This is a genomic window from Amycolatopsis sp. cmx-8-4 (assembly GCF_046548675.1).
Classification (GTDB): domain Bacteria; phylum Actinomycetota; class Actinomycetes; order Mycobacteriales; family Pseudonocardiaceae; genus Amycolatopsis.
Map to the genome: position 1 here is coordinate 84,406 of NZ_JAEBDZ010000019.1, position 22,063 is coordinate 106,468.

At 72.0% G+C, this 22,063-nt stretch carries 26 protein-coding genes and 1 pseudogene; 15 read left to right on the forward strand and 12 right to left on the reverse strand.

Annotated elements, in window-relative coordinates; genetic code table 11:
• Positions 1-62 precede the first annotated feature (62 nt).
• Complete coding sequence (locus ACLJQZ_RS33185; protein WP_410623764.1) at positions 63-1,922, reverse strand: AMP-dependent synthetase/ligase; 1,860 nt, start codon at positions 1,920-1,922, stop codon at positions 63-65.
• A 199-nt stretch (positions 1,923-2,121) separates the two neighbouring features.
• Between ACLJQZ_RS33185 and ACLJQZ_RS33190 the strand changes: the two genes are divergently transcribed.
• Positions 2,122-2,778, forward strand: coding sequence for a transcriptional regulator (locus ACLJQZ_RS33190; RefSeq protein ID WP_410623765.1), 657 nt, complete (start codon positions 2,122-2,124; stop codon positions 2,776-2,778).
• Positions 2,779-2,802: 24 nt separating this feature from the next.
• Here the strand turns inward: ACLJQZ_RS33190 and ACLJQZ_RS33195 are convergent, their stop codons facing one another.
• Entirely contained in the window at positions 2,803-3,369 is a 567-nt protein-coding gene (locus ACLJQZ_RS33195; protein ID WP_410623766.1) for a TetR/AcrR family transcriptional regulator, read from the reverse strand.
• Positions 3,370-3,999: 630 nt separating this feature from the next.
• On the opposite strand from ACLJQZ_RS33195, the gene ACLJQZ_RS33200 reads away from it, so the two are divergent.
• From ACLJQZ_RS33200 to ACLJQZ_RS33220, 5 genes are read left to right on the forward strand one after another with little or no spacing between them, the layout of a single operon-like run.
• A complete protein-coding gene (locus ACLJQZ_RS33200; protein WP_410623767.1) occupies positions 4,000-6,585 on the forward strand; it encodes a nitrate- and nitrite sensing domain-containing protein in 2,586 nt (861 codons plus the stop codon).
• The gene (locus ACLJQZ_RS33205; RefSeq protein ID WP_247056939.1) at positions 6,585-7,004 is read left to right on the forward strand and encodes a roadblock/LC7 domain-containing protein; all 420 of its coding nucleotides are present in this window, start codon (positions 6,585-6,587) and stop codon (positions 7,002-7,004) included. Before ACLJQZ_RS33200 ends, ACLJQZ_RS33205 begins: the two co-directional genes overlap by 1 nt.
• Positions 7,001-7,372 (forward strand): DUF742 domain-containing protein, encoded by a 372-nt coding sequence (locus ACLJQZ_RS33210; RefSeq protein ID WP_247056937.1) that lies wholly within the window; start codon positions 7,001-7,003, stop codon positions 7,370-7,372. The genes ACLJQZ_RS33205 and ACLJQZ_RS33210 overlap by 4 nt, the downstream gene beginning before the upstream one ends.
• On the forward strand, positions 7,353-7,955 hold the full coding sequence (locus tag ACLJQZ_RS33215) for a GTP-binding protein (RefSeq protein ID WP_410623768.1): 603 nt from the start codon (positions 7,353-7,355) through the stop codon (positions 7,953-7,955). The genes ACLJQZ_RS33210 and ACLJQZ_RS33215 overlap by 20 nt, the downstream gene beginning before the upstream one ends.
• 30 nt (positions 7,956-7,985) lie before the next feature.
• Complete coding sequence (locus tag ACLJQZ_RS33220; RefSeq protein ID WP_410623769.1) at positions 7,986-8,456, forward strand: NUDIX domain-containing protein; 471 nt, start codon at positions 7,986-7,988, stop codon at positions 8,454-8,456.
• On the opposite strand, the gene ACLJQZ_RS33225 is transcribed toward ACLJQZ_RS33220, so the two are convergent.
• Together ACLJQZ_RS33225 and ACLJQZ_RS33230 are read right to left on the reverse strand one after the other, a co-directional pair.
• Complete coding sequence (locus ACLJQZ_RS33225; RefSeq protein ID WP_410623770.1) at positions 8,446-9,093, reverse strand: HAD-IA family hydrolase; 648 nt, start codon at positions 9,091-9,093, stop codon at positions 8,446-8,448. The genes ACLJQZ_RS33220 and ACLJQZ_RS33225 overlap by 11 nt on opposite strands.
• Before the next feature lie 28 nt (positions 9,094-9,121).
• A complete protein-coding gene (locus ACLJQZ_RS33230) occupies positions 9,122-9,643 on the reverse strand; it encodes an O-acetyl-ADP-ribose deacetylase (protein WP_410623771.1) in 522 nt (173 codons plus the stop codon).
• A 57-nt stretch (positions 9,644-9,700) separates the two neighbouring features.
• Between ACLJQZ_RS33230 and ACLJQZ_RS33235 the strand changes: the two genes are divergently transcribed.
• Positions 9,701-10,132, forward strand: coding sequence for a hypothetical protein (locus ACLJQZ_RS33235; protein ID WP_410623772.1), 432 nt, complete (start codon positions 9,701-9,703; stop codon positions 10,130-10,132).
• Here the strand turns inward: ACLJQZ_RS33235 and ACLJQZ_RS33240 are convergent.
• The 3 genes from ACLJQZ_RS33240 to ACLJQZ_RS33250 form a co-directional block, all read right to left on the reverse strand.
• The gene (locus tag ACLJQZ_RS33240) at positions 10,129-10,926 is read right to left on the reverse strand and encodes an alpha/beta fold hydrolase (RefSeq protein ID WP_410623773.1); all 798 of its coding nucleotides are present in this window, start codon (positions 10,924-10,926) and stop codon (positions 10,129-10,131) included. The genes ACLJQZ_RS33235 and ACLJQZ_RS33240 overlap by 4 nt on opposite strands.
• A 28-nt stretch (positions 10,927-10,954) precedes the next feature.
• Positions 10,955-11,599, reverse strand: coding sequence for a DUF998 domain-containing protein (locus tag ACLJQZ_RS33245; protein WP_410623774.1), 645 nt, complete (start codon positions 11,597-11,599; stop codon positions 10,955-10,957).
• A 116-nt stretch (positions 11,600-11,715) separates the two neighbouring features.
• Positions 11,716-12,837, reverse strand: coding sequence for a metallophosphoesterase (locus tag ACLJQZ_RS33250; RefSeq protein ID WP_410623775.1), 1,122 nt, complete (start codon positions 12,835-12,837; stop codon positions 11,716-11,718).
• Between the two features lie 73 nt (positions 12,838-12,910).
• Between ACLJQZ_RS33250 and ACLJQZ_RS33255 the strand changes: the two genes are divergently transcribed.
• Together ACLJQZ_RS33255 and ACLJQZ_RS33260 are read left to right on the forward strand one after the other, a co-directional pair.
• A complete protein-coding gene (locus tag ACLJQZ_RS33255) occupies positions 12,911-13,183 on the forward strand; it encodes a DUF6412 domain-containing protein (RefSeq protein ID WP_410623776.1) in 273 nt (90 codons plus the stop codon).
• A gap of 61 nt (positions 13,184-13,244) precedes the next feature.
• Complete coding sequence (locus tag ACLJQZ_RS33260; RefSeq protein WP_410623777.1) at positions 13,245-13,901, forward strand: YidC/Oxa1 family membrane protein insertase; 657 nt, start codon at positions 13,245-13,247, stop codon at positions 13,899-13,901.
• On the opposite strand, the pseudogene ACLJQZ_RS33265 reads toward ACLJQZ_RS33260, so the two are convergent.
• Positions 13,884-14,298, reverse strand: a pseudogene (locus tag ACLJQZ_RS33265) (DUF1992 domain-containing protein). The gene ACLJQZ_RS33260 and the pseudogene ACLJQZ_RS33265 sit on opposite strands and share 18 nt — an antisense overlap.
• 106 nt (positions 14,299-14,404) lie before the next feature.
• Between ACLJQZ_RS33265 and ACLJQZ_RS33270 the strand changes: the two are divergent.
• Positions 14,405-15,187: a TetR/AcrR family transcriptional regulator C-terminal domain-containing protein gene (locus ACLJQZ_RS33270; RefSeq protein WP_410623778.1), complete on the forward strand. Its 783-nt coding sequence runs from the start codon at positions 14,405-14,407 to the stop codon at positions 15,185-15,187.
• 37 nt (positions 15,188-15,224) lie between these two features.
• Here the strand turns inward: ACLJQZ_RS33270 and ACLJQZ_RS33275 are convergent, their stop codons facing one another.
• The 3 genes from ACLJQZ_RS33275 to ACLJQZ_RS33285 all read right to left on the reverse strand — a co-directional run bounded on the left by ACLJQZ_RS33275 (position 15,225) and on the right by ACLJQZ_RS33285 (position 17,769).
• Positions 15,225-15,491 (reverse strand): hypothetical protein, encoded by a 267-nt coding sequence (locus ACLJQZ_RS33275; protein ID WP_247056913.1) that lies wholly within the window; start codon positions 15,489-15,491, stop codon positions 15,225-15,227.
• A 5-nt stretch (positions 15,492-15,496) separates the two neighbouring features.
• Positions 15,497-16,660, reverse strand: coding sequence for a lytic transglycosylase domain-containing protein (locus ACLJQZ_RS33280; protein WP_410623779.1), 1,164 nt, complete (start codon positions 16,658-16,660; stop codon positions 15,497-15,499).
• A gap of 206 nt (positions 16,661-16,866) precedes the next feature.
• Entirely contained in the window at positions 16,867-17,769 is a 903-nt protein-coding gene (locus ACLJQZ_RS33285) for a LysR family transcriptional regulator (RefSeq protein ID WP_410623780.1), read from the reverse strand.
• A 103-nt stretch (positions 17,770-17,872) separates the two neighbouring features.
• Here ACLJQZ_RS33285 and ACLJQZ_RS33290 point away from each other — a divergent pair, with 103 nt between their 5' ends.
• Positions 17,873-18,577, forward strand: a complete 705-nt coding sequence (locus tag ACLJQZ_RS33290) for an SDR family oxidoreductase (protein ID WP_410623781.1) — start codon at positions 17,873-17,875, stop codon at positions 18,575-18,577.
• A gap of 92 nt (positions 18,578-18,669) precedes the next feature.
• Positions 18,670-19,299, forward strand: a complete 630-nt coding sequence (locus ACLJQZ_RS33295; protein ID WP_410623782.1) for a hypothetical protein — start codon at positions 18,670-18,672, stop codon at positions 19,297-19,299.
• Here the strand turns inward: ACLJQZ_RS33295 and ACLJQZ_RS33300 are convergent.
• The gene (locus ACLJQZ_RS33300) at positions 19,296-19,733 is read right to left on the reverse strand and encodes a GNAT family N-acetyltransferase (RefSeq protein WP_410623783.1); all 438 of its coding nucleotides are present in this window, start codon (positions 19,731-19,733) and stop codon (positions 19,296-19,298) included. The two genes, ACLJQZ_RS33295 and ACLJQZ_RS33300, sit on opposite strands and share 4 nt — an antisense overlap.
• Before the next feature lie 132 nt (positions 19,734-19,865).
• Between ACLJQZ_RS33300 and ACLJQZ_RS33305 the strand changes: the two genes are divergently transcribed.
• The 3 genes from ACLJQZ_RS33305 (at position 19,866) to ACLJQZ_RS33315 (ending at position 22,054) form a co-directional block, all read left to right on the forward strand.
• The gene (locus ACLJQZ_RS33305; RefSeq protein ID WP_410623784.1) at positions 19,866-20,093 is read left to right on the forward strand and encodes a hypothetical protein; all 228 of its coding nucleotides are present in this window, start codon (positions 19,866-19,868) and stop codon (positions 20,091-20,093) included.
• 169 nt (positions 20,094-20,262) lie between these two features.
• A complete protein-coding gene (locus ACLJQZ_RS33310; RefSeq protein WP_410623785.1) occupies positions 20,263-21,144 on the forward strand; it encodes an SIS domain-containing protein in 882 nt (293 codons plus the stop codon).
• 7 nt (positions 21,145-21,151) lie between these two features.
• Entirely contained in the window at positions 21,152-22,054 is a 903-nt protein-coding gene (locus tag ACLJQZ_RS33315; protein WP_410623786.1) for a 1-phosphofructokinase family hexose kinase, read from the forward strand.
• Positions 22,055-22,063: the final 9 nt, after the last annotated feature.

The window sequence follows — 22,063 nt, forward strand, 5'->3', positions numbered from 1 at the left end:
GAAAGATGCGCCCGAAGGGCCTGCGGACGCATCTTTCCTACCGAAAGTGACGCTTCGGGGCCTTAGGAGCCGGCGGTGGGGGCCGGGTTGCGGGCGGCGGCGTAGAGGGCCTCGATGTCGGCCGAGTAGCGGTCGTTGATGATGCGGCGCTTGAGCTTCAACGTCGGGGTCAGCTCGCCCGACTCGGGCGTCCACGTCTTCGGCAGCACGTGGTAGCGCTTGATCTGCTCGATCCGCGCCAGCCGGCTGTTGGCCGACTCGACGGCGCGCTCCAGCTCCGCGCGCACCGCCGGGTGGTCGGCCAGCTCGTCGGGCTGCGCGTCGACGCCGTTCGCCGCGGCCCAGCCGGGCGCGATCTCGTCGTCGAGGACGAGCAGCGCCGTGACGTAGGGCCGGTCGTCGCCGATCGCGACGGCCTGGCCGATCAGCGGGTGCTCCTTGAGCAGGCCCTCGATCCGCGTCGGGGCGATGTTCTTGCCGCTCGACGTGATGATCAGTTCCTTCTTGCGGTCGGTGATCGTCACGAAGCCGTCTTCGTCGATCGTGCCGATGTCGCCGGTGGCGTACCAGCCGTCGGCGTCGGTCGCGTCGGCGATCGTGCCGTCCTCCTGCAGGTAGCCGAGGAAGACGATCGGGCCGCGGACCAGCAGCTCCCCGTCGTCGGCGACACGCACGTCGACGTCGGCGAGCGGCTTGCCGACGCTGCCCGCGCGGAACGCGGCGCCCGAGTTCGACGTCGCCGCGCCGGTCGTCTCGGACAGGCCCCAGACCTCGGCGATCTCGATGCCGAGACCCGCCAGGAAGTAGATGATCTCGACCGGCAGCGCGGCCGCGCCGCTGGAGGCGACGAGCACCTGGTCCAGCCCGAGCAGTGCCCGCACCGGCGCGAGGGCGGCCGCGTCGGTCTGCTTGATCCGCTCGGCCAGCTCCGGCGGGACCTCCTGGCCGGCGCTGCGCAGCTTGTAGCCCTGCTGCAGCAGCTCGTTCGCCGCGAGCAACGCCGCGCGCCGGTCCTCCGGCACGCCGCCGAGCATGTTCTTCAGCCCGGCGACCATCTTCTCCCACACGCGCGGGACGCCGAAGAAGCTCTGCGGGTGCACCTTGCCGAGCGCACCGACCACACCGGACGGGTCGGCGAGCGTGTGCACGTGCCCGGCCCAGACGATCGGCAGGTAGACCGACAGCTCCCGCTCGGCGATGTGCGCGAGCGGCAGGTACGCGATGTTCGTCGCGTGCATCGGCGGGTGGTGCAGCTCCGTCACCGCGTACGCCTGGTGGATCGCGTTGCGGTGGGACAGCACGACGCCCTTCGGGTCACCGGTGGTGCCCGAGGTGTAGATCATCGACAGCGGGTCGTCGGGCTTGATGCCCTGCCAGGACTGCTCGAAGACCTCGGGGTCGGCGGCCAGCGCCTCCCGGCCCCGCGCCCGGATGCCGGCCAGGGAGACGAACCGGTCGTCACCTTCCGGGATCGCGGTCTCGTCCATCACGACGATGTGGCGCAGCGCGGGGAGGTCGTCGAGCACCGGCCGCCAGCGGGCCAGCTCGGTCTCACCGCCGAGCACGACGACCGGCGCCGCGCTGTGCCGCGCGACGAACCGGATCTGGTCCGGGCTGAGCGTGGCGTACGCCGTGCACGGGATCGCGGACAGGTGCGCCGCGGCGAGGTCGGCGATGATGTGGTCCGGGCAGCCGGGCGCCATGATCAGCAGCCGGTCGCGCGGGGCGAGCCCGAGCCCGGCCAGGCCGCGGGACACCTCGGCGATCGCGGTGCGGAACTCCAGCCAGCTGAGCGTCGGCTGCCCCTCGATGTCGAGCGAAGTGATCGCCGGCAGGTCGGGGTAGGTGACCGCGTTGCGGTGCAGCAGGCGCGGGATCGTCTGACCTTCGGTCTGCTCGGCGACGGACGGGGTGGTCAACACTGGCCTCCTGGTGGTCCGGATGGCCACACTTTAGGGGCTCCGCAGGCTGGTGGATAGAGAATCGCGGCCAGGTCAAATGTCTCCTTCATCCGGTTTCGGCCGGTCAGCTCCTCACGACCGTCCTCGGTAGCACGCGGGCGCCGGGCCGCGAACTTCGCTTGAATGGACGGGCCACGTCCGGCGCACGACAGGGGATCCGATGACCCGGCAGGCTCGTGAACTGCTCGACCAGATCCAGGCCGGGCTCGCCGCGCGCGACGACGACAACCGGCTGGTCCCGCTGATCACCGCCGGCCGCGCGCCGCGGCGGGTGTTCGCCGCGCTCGCCGCGGAGGAGAAACGGATCACGCTCAGTGACTGGCGGAGCTTCCACGCGCTGGCCGCGCGGGCCGACGAGCCGAACGCGCGCACGTTCTTCGGCGGGCTCGCGCCGGGGGAGCAGCAGGCGCACCTGATGCTCGACGCGCTGATCGCCGCGGCTGGTCCAGACCACGGCGAAGAGCAGCCGCGCGCCGGCTGCCAGGCGTACCCGGCCTACGTCGCGTGGCTGGCGCTGAACGGCGAGCAGGCGGCGGCCACGGCCGGGATCTTCGCCAACTTCGCCGCCTTCGGCCGGTACTGCGCCGACGTCGCGGCCGGCATGCGCGAGCACTACGGGTTCGACGACGCCGCCTGCGCGTTCTTCGATTTCTTCGCCGCGGACGTCCCGGAGATCGAACAGCGGGCGCTCGCCGCGATCCAGGCCGGGATCGACGCGCACCGCCTCGACGTCCACGAAGCGCTGCGCTACGCCCGGCTGTTCCAGAGTTACGAGCTGCAGTTCTGGAACACTCTCGCCGACGAGTTCCCGGGCTGAGGAAACCCTTGCGGTGAAAGGACTTCAGCCGCCGAAGACGGCCTCGGCGGCGCGGAGCAGGCTCGCGCGCACCGTGGGCGCGTCTTCGAGGTAACCGCCGACCATCGCGCCGTCGCGCAGCAGCGTCAGCTCCCGGGCGGCTTCCCCGGGTTCCGGGTGGCCGGTGGCGCCGAGGATCCCGGCGATCGACTCGCGGAACCAGGTGCGGTGCTCGTGCACGACCCGGCGGATCGGGTGGTCCGGGTCGGGGTACTCGGCGGCGGCGTTGATGAACGGGCAGCCGCGGAACCCCGGGCCGCAGATCTCGTCGCCGATGCCGAGCACCAGCAGCTTGACCAGTTCGGCCGGCGCCACGTCCGCCTCCGCCGCTTCCGCGACACGCGCGCGGATCGCCGTGTCCTCCGCCGCCAGGTAGGCCTCGACCAGGTCTTCCTTGCCGGGGAAGTGCCGGTAGAAGGTGGCGCGGCTGACGTCGGCCGCCTCGATCACCTCGTCGACGGCGACGGCGTGGATCCCGCGCGTGTAGAAGACGCGCGACGCCGTCTCCAGCAGGCGGTCCCGGGCCGCGGACCGGCGTCCGGTGGTGCTCATGCCCCGAGCATAGAGAACGCTCTGTCTCGTCGCCGTCCGGTAATCGAATTCTTCGACGACGCGCTATTCCATTCGGAGCAGCGTCGCGGTATCGGCTTCCGGAACCGGTTCCGGACCTGCCTCGGGCTGGTCGAACTCACGCTACGCGGAATAGCGGGAATTCCGGCCCGCACTCCGGTGAATCCGTGGCACCGCTCGCGAATCGTGTGCATTTCCGCATTCCGGCCGCCCGCGGGCCCGAACGAAGTGACGATGCGGCCTGGGCGTGGCACACTCGTGATGTTTCTCACCGAACGATTCGGCGCCGCTGTACGTAGCGCACCCTGGTGCGGCGACTGGTTCGACAGTGTCCGATCACAGCGTGCGCCCGTGGCGTGAAACGGAAGCCGTCCTGGGACGAACGTCACGACTTTCGGTGGTGGACTTTCCAAGCACGGGCAACAAGTGTGAGCAGGTCACCGTTTCCAAGATCACGGTTATCGCCACGGACTTGACGTGCCCTGAAGGGCTGCCTAACGTCGTCGCGGGCGAAGCAGACCACGGTGATGTTGATCCGGCTGGTCGGAATCCGGGTGTTGACCGCCTCGGGCGACCCGAAACCATGTACTGCCGGAAGGAAAACGGACCCAGGTGAAGCAGATTTCTCTTCGACGCAACCGGGGATCCTCGATTCGGAAGCGCGTCCTCACGATCGCGCTCATCCCCAGTGTCGCGCTGTTGCTCGTCGGCGTGGCTCTCGCAGGTTACCTGATCTATGACGCCGTCACGGGCCGTGACTACGTGAACCGGATCCGCGGCTCGGAAGCGCCGTCTATCCCGTTCTTCGGCGCGCTGCAGCAGGAGCGCCTGGCGACCCTGAGCCTGCTCGCGGGCCAGGGCAACCAGCGCGCGGTGCTCGCGGCCGTCCGCCCGAAGACGGACCAGAACGCCGCGAAGACGATCGAGTACCTCAAGGACAGCTTCGCCGGCTACGACGACACCCCGCCGAGTGTCCAGAAGAACATCACCACGTTCTTCGGGCTCTACCAGCAGCTGCCGCAGACGCGCCAGGCGGTCGACAGCGGGCAGATCCAGATCAGCCAGGCGTTCGCTTTCTACAACAAGATCATCGACCAGTTCACCGACGGCCTGGCCGGGCTGGCGCAGAACGCGCGTGGCGCGCAGAACGCGTTCGACCGGCTGACCGCCATCCCGATGTTCACCGCGGCGGAAGCGATGCAGCGCAGTGACGCGCTCGCGGCCGCCGGGCTGGCCGCGGGCGGGCTGACGAACGACGACTTCCGCACCTACGTCGGCCAGGTCGGTGCCTACCACGCGCAGCTCGACGCGTCGGCGCCGAAGATGATCCCCGACGTCAAGGCCAAGTACGACCAGCTGCTGGCGAGCCAGCCGTGGCAGATCGTGAACCAGGTCGAGACCGCGTTCCTGCGCGGTGACCTGACCAAGCTGCCGGTGGCGCAGGACCAGTGGCGCGCCGCCGCGAAACAGGTCGGCGACGCCCTGTCGGGCATCTTCGTCGCGCAGAGCGCCAGCGCGAGCCAGGCCGCGATCGACGACGCCGACTCGACGTTCACCGAGTCGCTGATCGCCGGTGTGATCGCCGTGCTGTTCGCGGTCTTCGTCGTCTTCGTCGCCGTCCGGCTGTCGAACCGGCTCATCGGCCGGCTGCACCGGCTGCGCGAGGACACCCTCGACGCGGCCGAGGTCCGGCTGCCCGAGCTGGTCGCCAGGGTCCAGGCGGGTGAGCCCGTCGACCTCGAAGAGGGCGGGCACTTCCTCGACCACGGCACCGACGAGATCGGCCAGGTCGCCGACGCGTTCAACAAGGCGCAGCAGACCGCCATCGCGGCCGCCATCGACGAGGCGAAGATCCGCGAGGGCACCAAGGCGGTGTTCCTCAACATCGCCCACCGCAGCCAGGTCATCGTGCACCGCCAGCTCAAGGTGCTCGACCAGGCCGAGCGCAAGCAGGAGGACCCGGAGCAGCTGGACACGCTGTTCCAGCTCGACCACCTCTCCACCCGCGCCCGCCGCAACGCCGAGAACCTGATCATCCTCGGCGGCGGGCAGCCGGGCCGGCAGTGGCGCAACCCGGTCGGGCTGGCCGAGCTGGTCCGCGGCGCGTCCGCCGAGACCGAGGACTTCGCCCGGGTGAAGACGGCGGCGCTGCCGCAGATCGCCATCCGCGGCCCGGTCGTCGGCGACCTCGTGCACCTGCTGGCCGAGCTGATCGACAACGCGACGTCGTTCTCGCCGCCGCAGTCGCGGGTCGAGGTCCGCGGCAACGTGGTCGGCAAGGGCGTCGTGATCGAGGTCGAGGACCAGGGCCTCGGGCTCGAGCCGGACCAGACCGAAGAGATCAACACGCTGCTGGCCGCCCCGCCGGACTTCGGCATCATGGCGCTGTCCGACGAGCCGCGCCTGGGCCTGTTCGTGGTCGCGCGGCTGGCCGCGCGGCACGGCATCCAGGTGCACCTGCGCGAGTCGGCCTACGGCGGCACCCGGGCCATCGTCCTGGTCCGCACCGACCTGCTCGCCCCGCTCGCCGAGCTCGAGCCGGAGCAGCCGATCACCCCGCCGAAGCCGGAACTGGTGCCGAACCCGGGCGAGACCGAGCCGCCGAACGACGAGGTCCGGCAGCTGCGGCGGCAGCCGCGCCGCCCGGCCCGCCACCGCACCGATCCGCCGCCGATGCCCACGCAGCCGGCCCCGGTGATCGCGCCGGCCCCGGCGCAGCCGCCGTCCGAGCCGACGCCGGTGCCGGTCGGGACCGTCTCCGAGCCGGTCAGCCAGCCCACCCAGATCCAGCCGGTGAGCCAGCCGTCCAGCCAGCCGACCCAGGCCCAGCCGGTGGCGTCGGCCCGGCCGCCCGCGCCCCCCGTCCGCTCGCGCCCGGCCCGCCCGGCCGCGCAGCAGCCGGTGTGGCCGCCGCAGGAGCCCCGGCAGGAGCCCCGGCCCGCGGTGTCGGAATCCCGGCCCCAGCAGCCACGGCGTCCGGAGGCCCCCGGCCGCCCGCCGCTGCCGCAACGGCGACGTCAGCAGAGCCTCGTTCCCCAGTTGAGGGAAGATAGGCCTGTACAGCAGGAGCGGGAAGAGGTCAGGCTCGACTCACCGGAAGCAGCCCGCAGTCGGCTGTCCGCGTTCCAGCAGGGCACCCGCCGGGCCCGGGACGCGGAACCCGCCGAGAACGACGACACGTACGGAGAGCGCGAGTAATGGCCAACTCAGGCGTCAGTGAGCTCGACTGGCTGCTGGACGACCTCGTCAAGCGGGTCGCCGGAGCGGACCGCGCCGTGGTGCTGTCCTCGGACGGCCTGCTCATCGGGCGGTCCGGGAACCTCACCGAAGAGGACGCCGAACACCTGTCGGCGGTGGCTTCGGCGTTCCAGAGTCTCGCGCGCGGTACCGGGCGGCACTTCGGCGGCGGTAACGTCCGTCAGACGATGGTCGAGATGGACCACGCGTTCCTGTTCGTGACGGCGGCCGGGCGCGGTGCCTGTCTCGCCCTGCTCGCCCGGGAGGACGCGGACATGGGCCTCGTGGCCTACGAGATGAACCTGATGGTGAAGCGGGTCGGCCAGGTGCTCACCTCCGCCCCGCGGACCGGCGCCGGCGTCCTGCCCACGACGACATGAGTGCCAAGCACGAAGCCTGGTTCGACGACGAGGCCGGCCCCCTGGTCCGGTCCTACGCCGTCACGGGTGGGCGCACGCGGTCCGACACCCTGGGGCTCGACCTCATCACCCTGGTCGTCGCTCTGCGCACGGCGCACGAGGCGGGCATGCTCGAACCCGAGTACGCCCGCATCGTCGCGCTGTGCCAGCGGCCGGTCTCGGTGGCCGAGGTGGCCGCGCGGGTCGATCTGCCGTTGCCCGTGGTCAAGGTGATGCTCAGCGACCTCATCGAGCAGAACCTGGTGCTGTTCCGTACCGCGGCGCCGGTGAACGAAACCCCCAACAAACACGTACTCCAGGCGGTTCTTGATGGCATCCGGAAACTCTGAACCCCGGCGCAACCTGACCGCGACCGCGGTCAAGGTGCTGATCGCCGGCGGCTTCGGGGTCGGCAAGACCACGATGGTCGGTTCGGTGAGCGAAGTGCCGCCGCTGCGCACCGAGGAAGTCATCACGACCGCGTCCGAGGGCGTGGACGACCTTTCGGGCGTCGAGCAGAAGACCACCACGACGGTCGCGCTCGACTTCGGCCGCATCACGATCAACCCCGACCTGATCCTGTACCTGTTCGGCACGCCCGGGCAGGACCGGTTCTGGTTCATGTGGGACGAGCTGGCGGAGGGCGCGCTCGGCGCCGTCGTGCTGGCCGACACCCGGCGCCTCGACAGCTGCTTCGCCGCGGTGGACTTCTTCGAGCGCCGCAACCTGCCGTTCGTGGTCGGCGTGAACTGCTTCGACGGCGGCTACCGCTACGGCACCGAGGAGGTCCGGCAGGCGCTCGACGTCGGCATGGACGTCCCGCTGCTGCTGTGCGACGCGCGGGAGCGGGAGTCGACGAAGCAGGTGCTGACCAGCCTGATGGAACACGTGATGGCGCGGTCCGACCTGGCGGCCGCCCAGGGCGGCTTCTGAGCCGCGGACGGGTTTCGGCAGACTGGGCCGATGGCGGGCAAACGCAGTGCCGGGCTCCTGCTCCACCGCGGGCGGGGCGACGACGTCGAAGTGCTGCTCGGGCACATGGGCGGGCCGTTCTGGGCGAAGAAGGATGCGGCTTCGTGGTCGCTGCCGAAGGGCGAGCTCGACGAGGACGAGCCCCCGGAGGACGCGGCGCGGCGCGAGTTCCGGGAGGAGCTGGGCCTGCCCGCGCCCGACGGCGACTACGTGCCGCTCGGCGAGATCAAGCAGTCGGGCGGCAAGGTCGTCACGGCGTGGGCGGTCGAGGCCGACCTCGACCCGGCGGCCGTCGTGCCCGGGACGTTCACCATGGAGTGGCCGCCGCGCTCGGGCAAGCAGCAGGAGTTCCCCGAGCTGGACCGCGTCGAGTGGTTCACCCTCGACGTCGCCCGGGAGAAGCTGCTCAAGGGCCAGCTGCCGTTCCTCGACCGGCTGGTCGTGTCGCTCCTTAACGGCTGAGAAGCGCCTTGAGCGGCTTCGCCGTGAAGGACGGCAGGACGACGTCCGCCGCGCCGAAGTCGAGGCTCTCGGTGATCGCGTTGGGCACCGCGACGCAGGTCAGCCCGGCCGCCTTGGCCGAGGTCACGCCGTGCGGGGTGTCCTCGAAGGCGATGGCGTCGCCGGCGTCGGCGCCCAGCGCGTCCAGGGCGGCGAGGTAGAGGTCGGGCCGGGGCTTGGCGGCGTGCCGGTCACCGGTGCAGACGGCGTCGAAGTAGCCCGCGATGCCGAGCCGTTCGAGGTGCGGGAGCACCCAGCCCCCGGACGAGCTGGACGCGACGGCCAGCTTCAGGCCGTGGTCCCGCGCGGAGTCGAGGTAGCCGAGGACGCCGTCACGCGGCCCGAGGGTCTCGAGGAGCTTGAGCACCCGGGCTTTCGTGATCGGGCGCAGCGCCTCGGTGTCGACGCCGGGGACTCGCTCGGCGAGCAGGGCGAACATCGCGTTCGTGGTGTGCTGGGTGCCGATCACGGCGTACCAGGCTTCGAGCGGCAGCTCGACGCCGTGGTCGCGGAAGGTCTCCTGCCAGGAGGCGAGGACGGCGGACTCGGTGTCGGCGAGCGTGCCGTCGAAGTCGAAGACCAGAGCGCGAGTGGGCACGCCTGCACCCTGCCCGCTGGGTGATCGCTCAGGCAAGGGAGTTGTGACGCGCGCGAAAGGCCCGGACGGCTTCGTCACCGCGAAGCGCGAAGACGATTTCTTCGACGCCGGTCGCTGTTCCGCGGACGGTGGCGAGCGCGATCTCGGCGGCGGACTCCATCGGCCAGCGGTAGATCCCGGTGGAAATGGCGGGAAACGCGATGGTCTTGGCTTGGAGTTCGTCGGCGACCTTCAGCGAGTTCCGGTGGCAGTCGGCGAGGAGTCCTGACCGGTCTTCGGTGGCCGACCACACGGGCCCGACGGTGTGCACGACCCACTTCGCGGGCAGGTCCCCGGCGGTGGTGGCGACGGCCTGCCCGGTCTTGAGCCCCCACCCGTAGTGCCCGGCCCGCAGTTCGCGGCACGCGGCGAGGATCGCGGGCCCGCCCTTGCGGTGGATGGCCCCGTCGACGCCGCCCCCGCCCAGCAGCGAGGAGTTGGCGGCGTTGACGACGACATCGACGTCGAGGGTGGTGATGTCGGCTTCGACGATCCGGATGGACGGGCTCATGGTGACCATGTTCCCGGGCCCGTCCACCGGTAATCGCGGCGATGGCAGACTTCCGGCGTGCTGCTGACCTGGATCGCCGAGCTGGGCGCCGAGGAGTTCCTGGTGGAGCCCGCGGATCCCATCGCGGAAACGCGGCACAACACCTGGTCGCTGAGCGCCGGCCCGGTGGCGGTGCCCACCGGGGAGGTCGTTGCCGCGTTCGAAGCGCTCACCGAGGTGCTCGCCGGCCGCCTGACCGGCGTGACCTTCTACGTCTGGCACGACGAGCAGGTCGGGGCGCTCCGGTGCTCGGTCTCCTCGCGTGCCCCGGAGGCGTTGCCCTTCGGCGGCTCATATCGGCTGGCCGGCGACCTGACGCCGATCGTCGACGCGTTCCTCGCCGACCCGCATCCGGGCGCCGTTCTCTGGAGTGAGCTGGAGGACGCGCCGGACGGGGTGGACGAGCCAGAGCCGCCGCCATTTCCCGTCTGGGCGCGGGTGCTCTCCTAGCTCCGGAAGAAGTCCGTCAGCACCGGGGCCAGCGCCGCGGCCTTCACGATGTGTGTCTGGCCCGCCAGTGTCCGGTGGTCCGCTGCCGGCAGGGCCTTCGCCAGCGCCGCCACTCCGTTGCGCATCCACTCCGGGCTCTTGCCGCCGTCGATGGTCACCGTCGGGATCTTCACCTGCGGCCACGCCGGGGACGGCAGTGGCTCGCCCGACTGGTGGTCGCCGACCACCGCCGTGTCGTACGGGAGGGTGTGGGCCACTCGCTTGAGCTTCGACCAGAACGGCATGATCCGCATCATCGCGACCACGCCGCTGCTCAGGCCGACGCCCTCCCTCATGAAGATCTTGACCGCCTTGCCTCGCTTGCCCGCCGCCACGGCTTCGTCCAGGCGGGTCGGGTAGTCGGCCGGGACCGGCTTGCGGGTGTCGTCGAGGATGAACGGCGGTTCGTACAGCGCCAGCTTCGTCACCGGGAGCCCGCGGTCCGCCGCTTCCAGCGCCAGCGCGGCGCCCGAGGAGATGCCGAACAACAGCGCCGTACCGCCCGCTGCCCCGACCAGCGCGTGGAGGTCCTCGACCTCGCGCTCGACCGCGTACGGCGTCGTGTCGGTGCTCTCGCCGCGGCCTCGGCGGTCGTAGGTGTAGACCGTGAAGTGCGCGGCCAGCTCCTTCGCCAGGTCGTCGTTGGGGGACGACCCGCGGTAGCACATCGCGCCGTCCACCAGGACGAGCGCGGGGCCGGACCCGGCGCGGGTGTAGGCGATCTTGGTGCCGTCCGCGGAAACCGTCGTGCTCATGGGGACTTCTCCTTGTCCGGTAGGGGTTTCAGCGCCGCGCCAGGTGGGCTGACGTCGTCGCGAGCCAGAGCCAGGCGACGGTGACCGCCGCCCAGAAATCGAGCGTCACGGCCGGGCTCGTCGAACCGGACGCTACGCCCGCGAAGCCGAGGAAGAAAAGCACGCCGGTGATCCGCGAGTACCAGGCCCGCCCCCGTGTGAGGTGCGAGCCGATGACGAAGCACGCCGCGATCAGGCCGGCGAAGCCGAGGCCGCCGCAGACGAAGTGCAGCGTGCCGTGCCAGCTCACCGACGCCGGCGGCCCGGCGGGCGTGCCGAGCGGGAAGCCGTCCTGCGGGTCGGCCCGGAAGACGCCGGCGCAGAGCAGGCCGACGCCGTAGACCGTGAGCAGTCCCGGGCCCCACCGGCCGGGGAGCGCCCGCCGGATCCCGGCGGCGGCCGCGATCGTCAGCAGGCCGCTGACCAGGAAGCTCGTGATCTGGATGAAGCCGAGCGAGCCGTTCGACAGCAGGCTCGCCGGGTGCCGGGTGAGGTCGAAGCCCGCTCGCGTCAGTCCCTGGACCAGCCCGGTCAGGACGAAGACGGGCCCGGCGAGGACGCCGCAGGCGAGCAGGGCGCGGGTCCGGCCGTCCGGCGTCGCGGCGGTGCGGGCGGGGCTCAGGGTGGTGGTCATGGCGCACAGCCTGGCACCCGAGTACAAAAACTGTCAAGACAAAAAAACTTGTCGGTAGCGACCATGCGCCCCAATGTGGCGTTGGGTGCGCTGGACGCACCCAATGTGGCGTTCGGTCAGGCGCGGCGCAGCGTGAGGAGCGTGATCTCGCTGGGCGCGAAGACCCGGAACGGCGGGCCCCAGAACCCGGTACCCCGGCTGTTGTAGAGCTGGGTCGGGCCGAACCGCTTGAGGCCGGACAGCATCGGCTGGTCCAGCCGCACCAGCAAGTGGAACGGCCAGATCTGGCCGCCGTGCGTGTGTCCGGAGATCTGCAGGTCGATGCCCGCTTCCCGGGCCTGCACGACCTGCTTCGGCTGGTGCGCGAGCAGCACCACCGGCACCTCGGACGGCACGCCGTCGAGCGCCGCGGGCAGGTCGGGGCCGTGGCCGGGCAGGCCGGACGACGCGCCCGTCGGGTCGTCGATACCGGCGAACACGATCCGGTCACCGCCGCGCTCCAGCAGCGTCGAGCGGTTGTGCAGCGGGTCCCAGCCGAGCCCGGCCATGTGGTCGAGCCAGCCCTGCGCCTCGCCGAAGTACTCGTGGTTGCCGGTGATGTAGAACCGCCCGAGCTTGGCCTGGACGCCGCCGAGCTGGTCGACCTGCTTGCGGCGCCGCGCCACCGAGCCGTCCGCGAGGTCGCCGGCGTGGCAGACGACGTCCGCGTCCAGCGTGTTCACCGCCGCGACGACCTTCTCCGACCACTTCGTGCGGTCGATCGGGCCGAAGTGGGTGTCGGTCAGCACCGCGACGCGCAGGCCGTCGAGCGCCGGGCCGAGCCGCGGGATGACGACGTCGGTCGCCTTCACCGGCGGCACGCGCATCGCGACGCGGTTGCCGTACACCAGCAAGGAGACGGCGACGAGCGCCGCCGCGCCCGCGACGATCCGCGACCGCGCCGGGTCGTCGACGCCGAGCAGCGCGACGCGCAGCACCAGGCTCAGCACGGACCACGTGAACAGCACCCAGCTGACGGCGAGCAGCGTGTCGCCGAGGCGGGCACCGCCGTCGCGCTGGCGCTTGCCGTGGCCGAAGACCATCGCGACCGGCATCGTCACCAGGCCCAGCGCGAAGAGCGCGGTGCCGGCGATGAAGCCCGCGGTACCCCACTCCGGCGCGAGAACGAGCGTCCACCACGGGACGGTGAACAGCAGAAGCAGCGCCAGAATCGGCACCGCGAGCAATGGGCCTCTCATCGAACCAGGTTACAGCCCATCGGGCTGTTAGCACTTCGGCTACGCTGGGAGCGGAAGGAAGGGGGCGGCCGCCGTGAACACGGTGCTCGAGCTGGCGTTCCCCGTCTTGATCAGCCCCACCGCGCTGGTCGCCTTCGCCTCCCTCGCCGCCGCGAGCCTCCTGGTCGTCCTGCTGGTCGGCAGTACGCAGCGCAGCGAGCTCGCGCTCTGGTCGGTGCCGGCGCGCAGCCGCGTCGCCGCCGCTCGCCGCCGCGCCCGCCGGGCCGAGTCCATCCGGCTCCGCGACCCAGGAGCACCCGGACGCAGCAGGCCACGAGCACCCGGTTTACGCAGCCCGGCTGCGTAAAACCCTTTCACGCAGCCATTCCGCCTGCCCTTCTCCTTCTCACTCATGCGGAGTGCTGCCCATGTTCGGCTTTCTCGACGTGCCCGTTTCCGGCGCGTACCACCTGATCCACTGGCTGAACCCCCTCCCGGCGGTGCTGGCCATCGTCCTGTTCACCCTGTCCGTGCGGCTGCTGCTGCACCCGTTCGCCCGCGCGGCGGCTCGCGGCGAGCGCGCCCGGGCGGTCCTGATGCCCGAAATCAAGGCGCTGCAGACCAAGCACGGCCGTGACCGGGAGCGCCTGGCCGCGGAGATGACGAAGCTGCAGCAGGAGACCGGCACGTCGATGTTCGTCGGCTGCCTGCCGATGCTGGCGCAGCTGCCGTTCTTCATGGTGATGTACCGCGTCTTCACGACGGCGACGATCGGAGGCGAGCCCAATTCGCTGCTCGGCGCGACGCTGTTCGGCACGCCGCTGGGCGCGCACGGCCTGGCCGGCAGCCCGCTCGTCTTCGTGATCGCGGCCGGGCTCGCCGTCGTCGCGTGGTTCTCGGTGCGCTGGCAGGACCGGCAGCGCGCGGCCGGCGCGGCCGAGGTGCCGGGCGGGAAGCTGCTGCGGCTGCTGCCCTACGGCACGGTGCTCGCGACGCTCGTCGTGCCGCAGGCCGCCGGGATCTACCTGCTCACGACGACCGCGTGGAGCGCGGCGGAACGCGCGTGGTTACGGCGTGGCGCGTGAGCGGCGCCAGTCCTCGAGCGCTTCTTCGACGTCGACCGGCGCGACGGTGAGCGGCGGGCCGGACAGGTGGTTGCGGTAGGCCTGGCGGATCCGTTCGTTGAGGTCGTCGACGAGCTCCCGCACCCGCCGTTCGGTCCGCTCGCCGGCGACGGTGCCGGGCAGGTCCTGCACCTCGCGCTTGAGCGCCAGCGCGGGCGGCAGCAACGCCGCGGTGTCGTGGCCCTCGGCCCGGACCCGCCGCAGGACCCAGTCGGTCGCGGCGTCGTTGCCGGTGGGGCGGCGGCAGCGGCTTGCCGGTGCCGGGCAGGTCGTCGAACTCCCCGCGGTCGCGCGCTTCGCTGATCTGGCGGTCGACCCACCAGCGGAAGGAGACCTTGGGCGGCTTGCGTCCGGTCATGTGGTCCAGGGTAGGTGGACGCGCGTCTGGATTCACGGGACCAACGTCCTGAAGTGCCAGGTGAGGGCGGTTCGCCGGTAAGATCCGGGAGGAGCGAGGGGAGCGCATGACCGCCGAACGCAGTGGTGCCGAGAACATCGACCGCACGCTCGGATTGCTCTGGCGCGCCCGGGGCGGCGGTGCCGAACCGACGAGGGGCCGCCGTCCGACGCTGACGGTCGAGCGGATCGTCGCGGCGGCGATCACGGTCGCGGACGCCGACGGGCTCGCGGCCGCGTCGATGCACCGCGTCGCGAAGGAGCTCGGCGCGGGCACGATGACGCTCTACACGTACGTGCCGGGCAAGACCGAGCTGGTGGACCTGATGGTCGACGACGTGCTCGTCGAGCGGCGGCTGCCCGGGCCGGGCGAGCCGCGCCCGGCCGGCTGGCGCGAGCAGGTGGCGCTGTACGCGTCGCGGACCGGCGACGCCTACCGGAACCACCCGTGGCTGTGCGAGGTCTCGCGGGTGCGGCCGCCGCTGGGCCCCGGGCAGCTGGCCGGCCAGGAGTACCTGCTGTCCATCATGGACGGTCTGGGCCTGCCGCCGCGGGACGCCGTCGCGGCGGCCAACGGGATCGGCACGTACGTCGACGCGAACGCGGCCATGGGCGCGGAGAACACCCGCCTGGAGCGCAGCACGGGACAGTCCACCGAGGCCTGGTGGCACCAGCGATCGTCGTTCTGGGAGAACCACTTCACGGTCGAGGGCCACCCGGCGATCAACCGCGCCTGGCTGGGCGGCGGCTTCGACGGGACGGCGGCGGCCCAGGGCGAAGCGGCCTACGAGTTCGGGCTGCACCGCATGCTCGACGGCATTCAGGCCCTCGTGAGTGGTAATTCGGATTAGAACCCTCATTGCCACTCACGACCACCGGCGCCGAGGTCTAGCGGCGCGTGGTGCGCAGCCACCGCGACCGGCGGCGTTCCTGCGCCGGCACCGACGGCTCGGCCGGCGTCGTGTCGCCGCGCAGGATGTCGCGGCACGTCGGGTCGAAGCGGCCCGGGGCCTCGATCATCGGGGCCGCGAGCACGACGTGCCCGCAGATCGCGCGGAACCGGCCGCCGTGGCGGCCCGTCGCGAACTCGTCCTCGGTGACGGCGTGGGTGTAGCCGTCGGTGTCGCAGCGGATGTGCACCAGGAACGGCTCCACCGCGCTCAGCCCGTCGGGCTGGTCGTGGTGGTGGTCTCGGTGGGCGTCTCCGCCGAGCCGGCCGGGGTCGTCGCCGTGGTCGACGGCGGCGGGGTCGTGCTCGTGGTCGACGGCGGCGTGGTGGGCGTCGTCGGCGTGGTGGAGGCCGGCGGGGTCGACGTCGTCGGGGTGGTCGACGTCGCCGGGGACGTCGGGGACGTCGAAGTGGTCGGCGTCGTCGACGTGCCCGGCAGCGGGAGCGACCCCGGCGGGCCGGTGACCACCGGCGGAGCGGGCGGGGCGGGGACGCCGACCGGGCCGCCGGCTGCGGCGTTGTCCGGGGCGCTCGGCGTGCCGATCGGGACGTCGCTGTCGGGCAGCTGCGCCACCCCGCCGCGGTAGGCCGTGGCCCACGCCAGCACGGTGTCCACATAGGACTGGGAGTTGTTGTAGCGGCGGACGGCGACGCGCTGGCCGGCGTCCGTCGAGAGGTCGAGCCCGCCCGAGCACAGGTACCGCGCGCTGGCCAGGGTCTCGTCGTAGATGTTGTTCGGGTTCGAGACGCCGTCGCCGTTGCCGTCGGAGGCGTAGCCGCGCCAGGTCGCCGGGATGAACTGCGTCGGGCCGACCGCGCGGTCCCACAGCGCGTCGCCGTCGTACTTGCCGCCGTCGGTGTCCGGGATCGCGGCGAACGCGCCCGCGCCGTTGAGCACCGGGCCGAGGATCGGCTCCAGCGTGTCGCCGGCCGCGTTGACGTACCCGCCGCGGGCGTGGTTCGACTCGATGCGGCCGATGCTCGCGATCAGCGCCCAGTCGATGTGGCAGCCCGGCTGTTCCTTGTTCAGGATGTCGGCGGCGTTCTTGTACGCCTTGAGCATGCTGGCCGGGATGCCGAGCGGACCGGAGATGCCCGCGGAGCCGGCGTGCCCGCCCGGCACGATCAGCGGCATCGGCACGGGCGGCTGCGGCAGGCTGCCGTCGACCGCGACCGGCGGCATGACGATGTTCGGCTGCTGCAGCGGCGCGGCCTGGCCGGGCAGCAGCGCGTCCCCGGTGGTCGCCACGACGACCGGCGCGGGCAGGCCGCCCGCGGTCAGCGTGGGCAGCACGACGAGCGCGCCACCGGCGAGCGCGGCGGCGGTCCGGCGAACGGAACGCGCACTCTTGCGACGTGGCCGGTGCTTCGGCATGGTCGTCCCCGCTTCCCTCGATCTTCGCTGATCGCCCTCACCCGATCGGCCCCACCGCCGGTACTGGCCGGTAGGAGCAAGCTATCCGATGGAAGCAAACTTTGGCGAATGGCACAGCGAAATCCGGCCGCGACGGAGAAGTTCGTCCTGTTGGCACAAAACCTTCGTAGGGAATCTGTCACATTCACCAGGATTTAACGGGCCACTCAGGAGAGTTTGTCCAGTAGCGCGGCCGGGACGGTGATCCCGCGGTGACGCACGTCCGAACGAAACCGCCGGACGAGCGAATCCGACGGCGTTGCGGTGAAAGTGACGACGTCGCGGTGCGGCGCGGGCTTCAGCCGCCGCAGCGCGCCCGCGAACGTCCGGGTCAGCGCCGTCGTCGGGACCAGCGCGACCCCCAGACCGGCCGCGGCCAGCTCGGCCGCCGTCGCCGCCTGCTTCGTCCGCATCACCGCGTCGAGCACCGCGCCGTGCTCCGCCGCCACCTCGTCCAGCCAGCCGCCGAGGCCGTTGTCCGGGTGGTAGTGGACCACCGGCAGCCCGGCCAGGTCCGTGATCGGCACCGACGCGCGGGTGGCGAGCGGGTGGTCGGCGGCCAGGGCCAGGACGATCTCCTCGCGCCCCACCACTTCCTCGTGCCCGCTCCAGCGGCTCGGCCGTGGCCCCACCGCGACGTCCGCTTCGCCCGCCTCCACCGCCGCGACCAGGGCGTCCGCGCTCGTCGTCTCGGTGAGCGTGATCAGCACGCCCGGCCGGTGCCGGTGCCAGGCGCGCAGGACCGGCGCGAGCAGCCCGGCGGTCATGGACTCCGCGCACGCGATCCGGAGGGTGCCGTCACCGCCGCCCGCCACCGCGCGGCCGGTGCGGACCACCCGCTCGGCCGCCGCCAGCGCCGCGCGCGCGTCGTCCAGGACCGCCCGGCCCGCCGCGGTCGGCCGGACCCCGCGCGGCAGCCGTTCGAGCACCGGCGTGCCCAGTTCGCGCTCGAGCGCGCCGATCTGGTGGGACAGCGCGGGCTGCGACAGGTGCAGCCGCGCGGCCGCTTCGGTGATCGACCCCGCGTCCAGCACGGCGACCAGGCACTCCAGCGCGCGCAGCGTAGGCATTCGCCGATTCTATCGCAGCCATCGAAAACCTTCGGATCGCGACGGGATGGATCCGGCGCCGCCGTGCGCTGAACCCGGTGTGCGAGACGAAAGGAGCACGACGATGTCATTGGTGTCATTGCGGGAAAAGCGACTGGTGATCGTGGGCGGCGGTTCGGGGATCGGCCGCCGGATCGCGGCGGACGCGCACGCGGCGGGCGCGGAAGTCGTCTTCGCCGGGCGGAATCCGGAGCGTTTCACCGAGCCGGGAATACGCGCGGAATTCGCGGATCTCGGGGACGAATCATCGCTGGAAACGCTGGCCGGCAAGGTGGGCGAACTCGATTATCTGATCACCCTCGCCGCGGCGCCGGCGAACGGGCCGGTCGCGACGCTGGAGCGGGACGCGATCACCCGGGCGTTCGACGCCAAGGTGATCGGGCCGCTGCTGCTGGCCAAGCACTTCGCTCCGCGATTCCGCGCCGGGGGCGCCATCGTGCTGTTCTCCGGCGTCGCCGCGTGGCGCCCGCAGCCCGAGCGGGCGGTCATGGCCACGACGAACGGCGCGGTCGCGTTCCTGGCCGAGGCGCTCGCGGTGGACCTCGCGCCGATCCGCGTCAACGCGGTGTCGCCGGGCATCGTCGACTCGGGCGCGTGGGACCGCCTCGGCGAAGCGAAGGACGGCTTCTTCCGCCGCACGGCGGAATCGAATCCGGCGCGCCGGGTCGGCACGACGGCGGATATCTCCGCGGCCACGCTGAGCGTGCTGGCGAATCCGTTCATCACCGGGACGACCCTGCACGTCGACGGCGGTGGCCGGTTGTCCTGAGCGCGGATCCTTTACACGGCCCCCGGTCATTCCTAAGATCGCCTCGACCGGCCGCGTCGCCACCGTCCGGTCGACCCAGGGTGGAGGGTTTGATGACACGTCGGGCTCCGCGCCGCGAGCAGGTCAGCGTGGCCGAGTTGCTGGTCAGGTCGGACAGCTGGCAGGACGCGCTCGAGGCGCCGCCCTCGCGGCACCGGCGCCGGTCCCCGGTGCTGCGTTCGCTCGCCCGCGTCCGGGCGCTCTCGGTCGTCGCCGGGGCGCTCGCGATCACCGGCGGGGTCGCGGCCTTGGCGGTACAGCCGTTCGAGCACGCCGCGGGCGCGGTCTGGCCGCCCGTCGGTCTCGAACCCGTGCCGCTGGCCCTGACGCCGTCGCCGGCGGACGTCGTGACGCCACCGGAATCCGTGGTGCCGGAATCGAAACTCGGCGGAATCATTCCCGCGGCTGTCGTCCGGCCGTCGAATTCCGGAAAGCCGGCCGGAAATACCGCCGCGCCGCCGGACCGGGTGGCGCCGGTGCGGCACGAAATCCCGCCCTGGGCAGCTGGTGCCGATCAGCACTCGGCCCGGCCCTCGAGTCCGTCGCGCCAGCCGGTTTCGGAACGGCAGTCGGTCTCGCAACGGCAATTCGCCTCGTCGCGGCAGTCGGCGTGGTCCGGCGGTCACCACGACGGCGGGCACGGCCACCACCGCGGTGGCGGCGGTGGCCGGCACCGCCGCTAGCCGAGCGGGATCTGGTACTGCATGAACCCCTTGTCGAGCGCGACCTGGTCGTAGAGCCGGCGCGCGGTCGTGTTCGACGTCTGCGTGTGCCAGTAGACGCGCACGCAACCCCGGGCCCGCGCCCAGCCGGCGACGGCTTCGATCAGCGCCCGGCCGACGCCGTGGCCGCGGGCTTCGGGGGCGGTGAAGAGGTCCTGCAGGTAACAGACGTCGCCCGACGTCGTGCTGGCGTGCGTCAGGAAGTGCGTGATCCCGACGAGCTCGCCGTCGAGCCGCGCGCCGAGCGCGTGCATCCGCTCGCCGGTCGAGAACTCGCGCCAGTCGCGCTCCGCCAGTTCCGGCGTGAGCGGCCTGTCGTAGAACTCGTTGTAGCCGGTGAACAGGTTTTCCCAGGCCACGCGGTCGGTTTCGGTCAACGCCCCAGTGGTGATCATGCGGCGAGGCTAACGCGGCAGGTGGCCGTCTGAAGGACACGCCGGACACAACTGGTGAGTAAGGTGACGAACCCGAATTTGATTCATAGAATCAGCGCCATCCCGCACGGCAGCTACTCCCGGAGGTTCCCGATGGCGCGCACGCCACCCCGTGCCAGTGGCAAGCCTGTCACGGTCAGCGAGCTGTACCTGCGGCCGGACGTCCACGGCAGACGCCGGCCCGAAGATCTCGAAGTGCTCGAACTCTCCTACCGCATGCGCCGCCGGATCGGCCCGGAGGCGGTGGTGACGCCGGTGCCGTCGTCGCGTTCGCGCGCGATGGCCGTCGTCACCGGGCTGCTGCGCCGCAAGCCCCGGTAGCCGCTCTCCCACTGCAGGCCACCCTCGCCGAGGGTGGCCTTTTTGCTGTCTTCTCGCGCACTTCTCTGCGCGGACTCTGTGTGAAGTTGCACGATACGACGATTGACGACGCACAAAACTGCACCTAACGTGACAGGTGTTGCGCACAACCGGCACGGATGGGGAGTTCATGAGCGGGACCTTCATGGCGGCGGAGATCGCGAGCCAGCCCGGCTGCTGGCGGGACGCGGCCGCGCTGGCCTCGGCGAACAGCGGGCAGCTGCCCGCGGCGGGCGCCCGGGTGGCGATCGTCGGCTGTGGCACGTCGTGGTTCGTCGGCCAGGCGTACGCGGTGCTGCGCGAAACCGCCGGGCTCGGCGAGACCGACGCGTTCGCCGCGTCCGAGTTCCCGGTCGGCCGGGCCTACGACCACGTGCTCGCGCTGAGCCGCTCGGGCACCACGACCGAGGTGCACAGCCTGCTCGCGCGGCTGCGCGGCCGGACCCGGACCACGGCGATCACCGGCGTGCCCGCCGAGATCGAGCGGGCCGCGGACGGCGTCGTCGACCTGTCCGCGGTGGACGAACGCTCGGTCGTGCAGACCCGGTTCGCCACCACCGCGCTCGCGATGCTGCGCGCGCACCTCGGCGAGGACCTGACCGGCGTCATCGCGCAGGCCGAGCGGGTGCTGGCGGAGCCGCTGCCGGAGTCATTGGTCGGCGCTGGGCAGTTCAGCTTCCTCGGCACCGGCTGGTCGGTGGGGCTCGCGAACGAGGCCGCGCTCAAGTTCCGCGAGGCGTGTCTGCTGTGGACGGAGTCGTACCCGGCGTGGGACTACCGGCACGGCCCGATCAGCATCGCCGAGCCGGGCCGGGTGACCTGGATGTTCGGCCACGCGCCGGACGGGCTGGCCGAGGACGTCCGCCGGGCGGGCGGCACGTTCGTCGAAAGCGGTCTCGACCCGCTGGCCGACCTGGTCCGCGCGCAGCTCGTCGCGGGCGCGATCGCCCGGCGCAAGGGCCTGGACCCGGACAACCCGCGCAGTCTCTCCCGCTCCGTCGTCCTGACGTGAGCCCGCCGTGATCCTCACCGTCACGCCCAACACCGCGCTCGACGTCACGTACACAGTGGACGGTCTGCGGCCGGACGGCGTGCACCGCGTCCGGGAGGTCCGGAGCCGGGCCGGGGGCAAGGGGATCAACGTCGCGCGCGTGCTGCACGCGCTGGGCGTCGACGTCCGCGCGGTCGCGACGGCCGGCGGGGCGACCGGGTCCGCGGTCGCGGCGGACCTCGGTGCGGCCGGGCTGCCCGCGGAACTGGTGCCGATCGCCGGCGAGACGCGCCGCACCACGACGGTGCTGGGCGACGACGGGTCGGTCACGCTGCTGAACGAGCCCGGCCCGGCGCTGTCGGTCGCGGAGTGGGCGCTGCTCGCCGACGCGGTCCGGCGGCACACGCCCGAGGTGCTGGTCTGCTCCGGCAGCCTTCCGGCCGGTGCGCCGTCCGACGCCTACACGTCGCTGCTCACGGGCACGTCCGCGCCGGCTGTGCTGGATACGTCAGGCGCGGCACTGCTGGCCGGCCTGGCCGCGCACCCGGCCGTGGTCAAGCCCAACGCCGAAGAGCTGCGCGAGGTCACCGGCCTGGCCGACCCCGTCGCCGCGGCGGGCGAGCTGCGCAGGGCGGGCGCGGGCGCGGTCGTCGTGTCGCTCGGGGCCGTCGGCCTGCTCGCGGTCACCGGCTCGGGCACGTGGCACGCGACGCCGTCCACCGCGCTCCGCGGCAACAGCACGGGAGCGGGTGACGCGGTGGTCGCGGCGCTGGCGCTCGGTCTCAGCCGCCGCGAGCCGTGGCCGGACATCCTGCGCCGGGCCGTCGCGCTGTCCGGCGCAGCGGTGCTGGGCCCGCTGGCCGGCGACATCGACCTGGCGCACTACGAGCGCGAAGTGGACTTGGTCGCGGTGCGGGTCGTGAGTGGTTAGGGCGGTTCT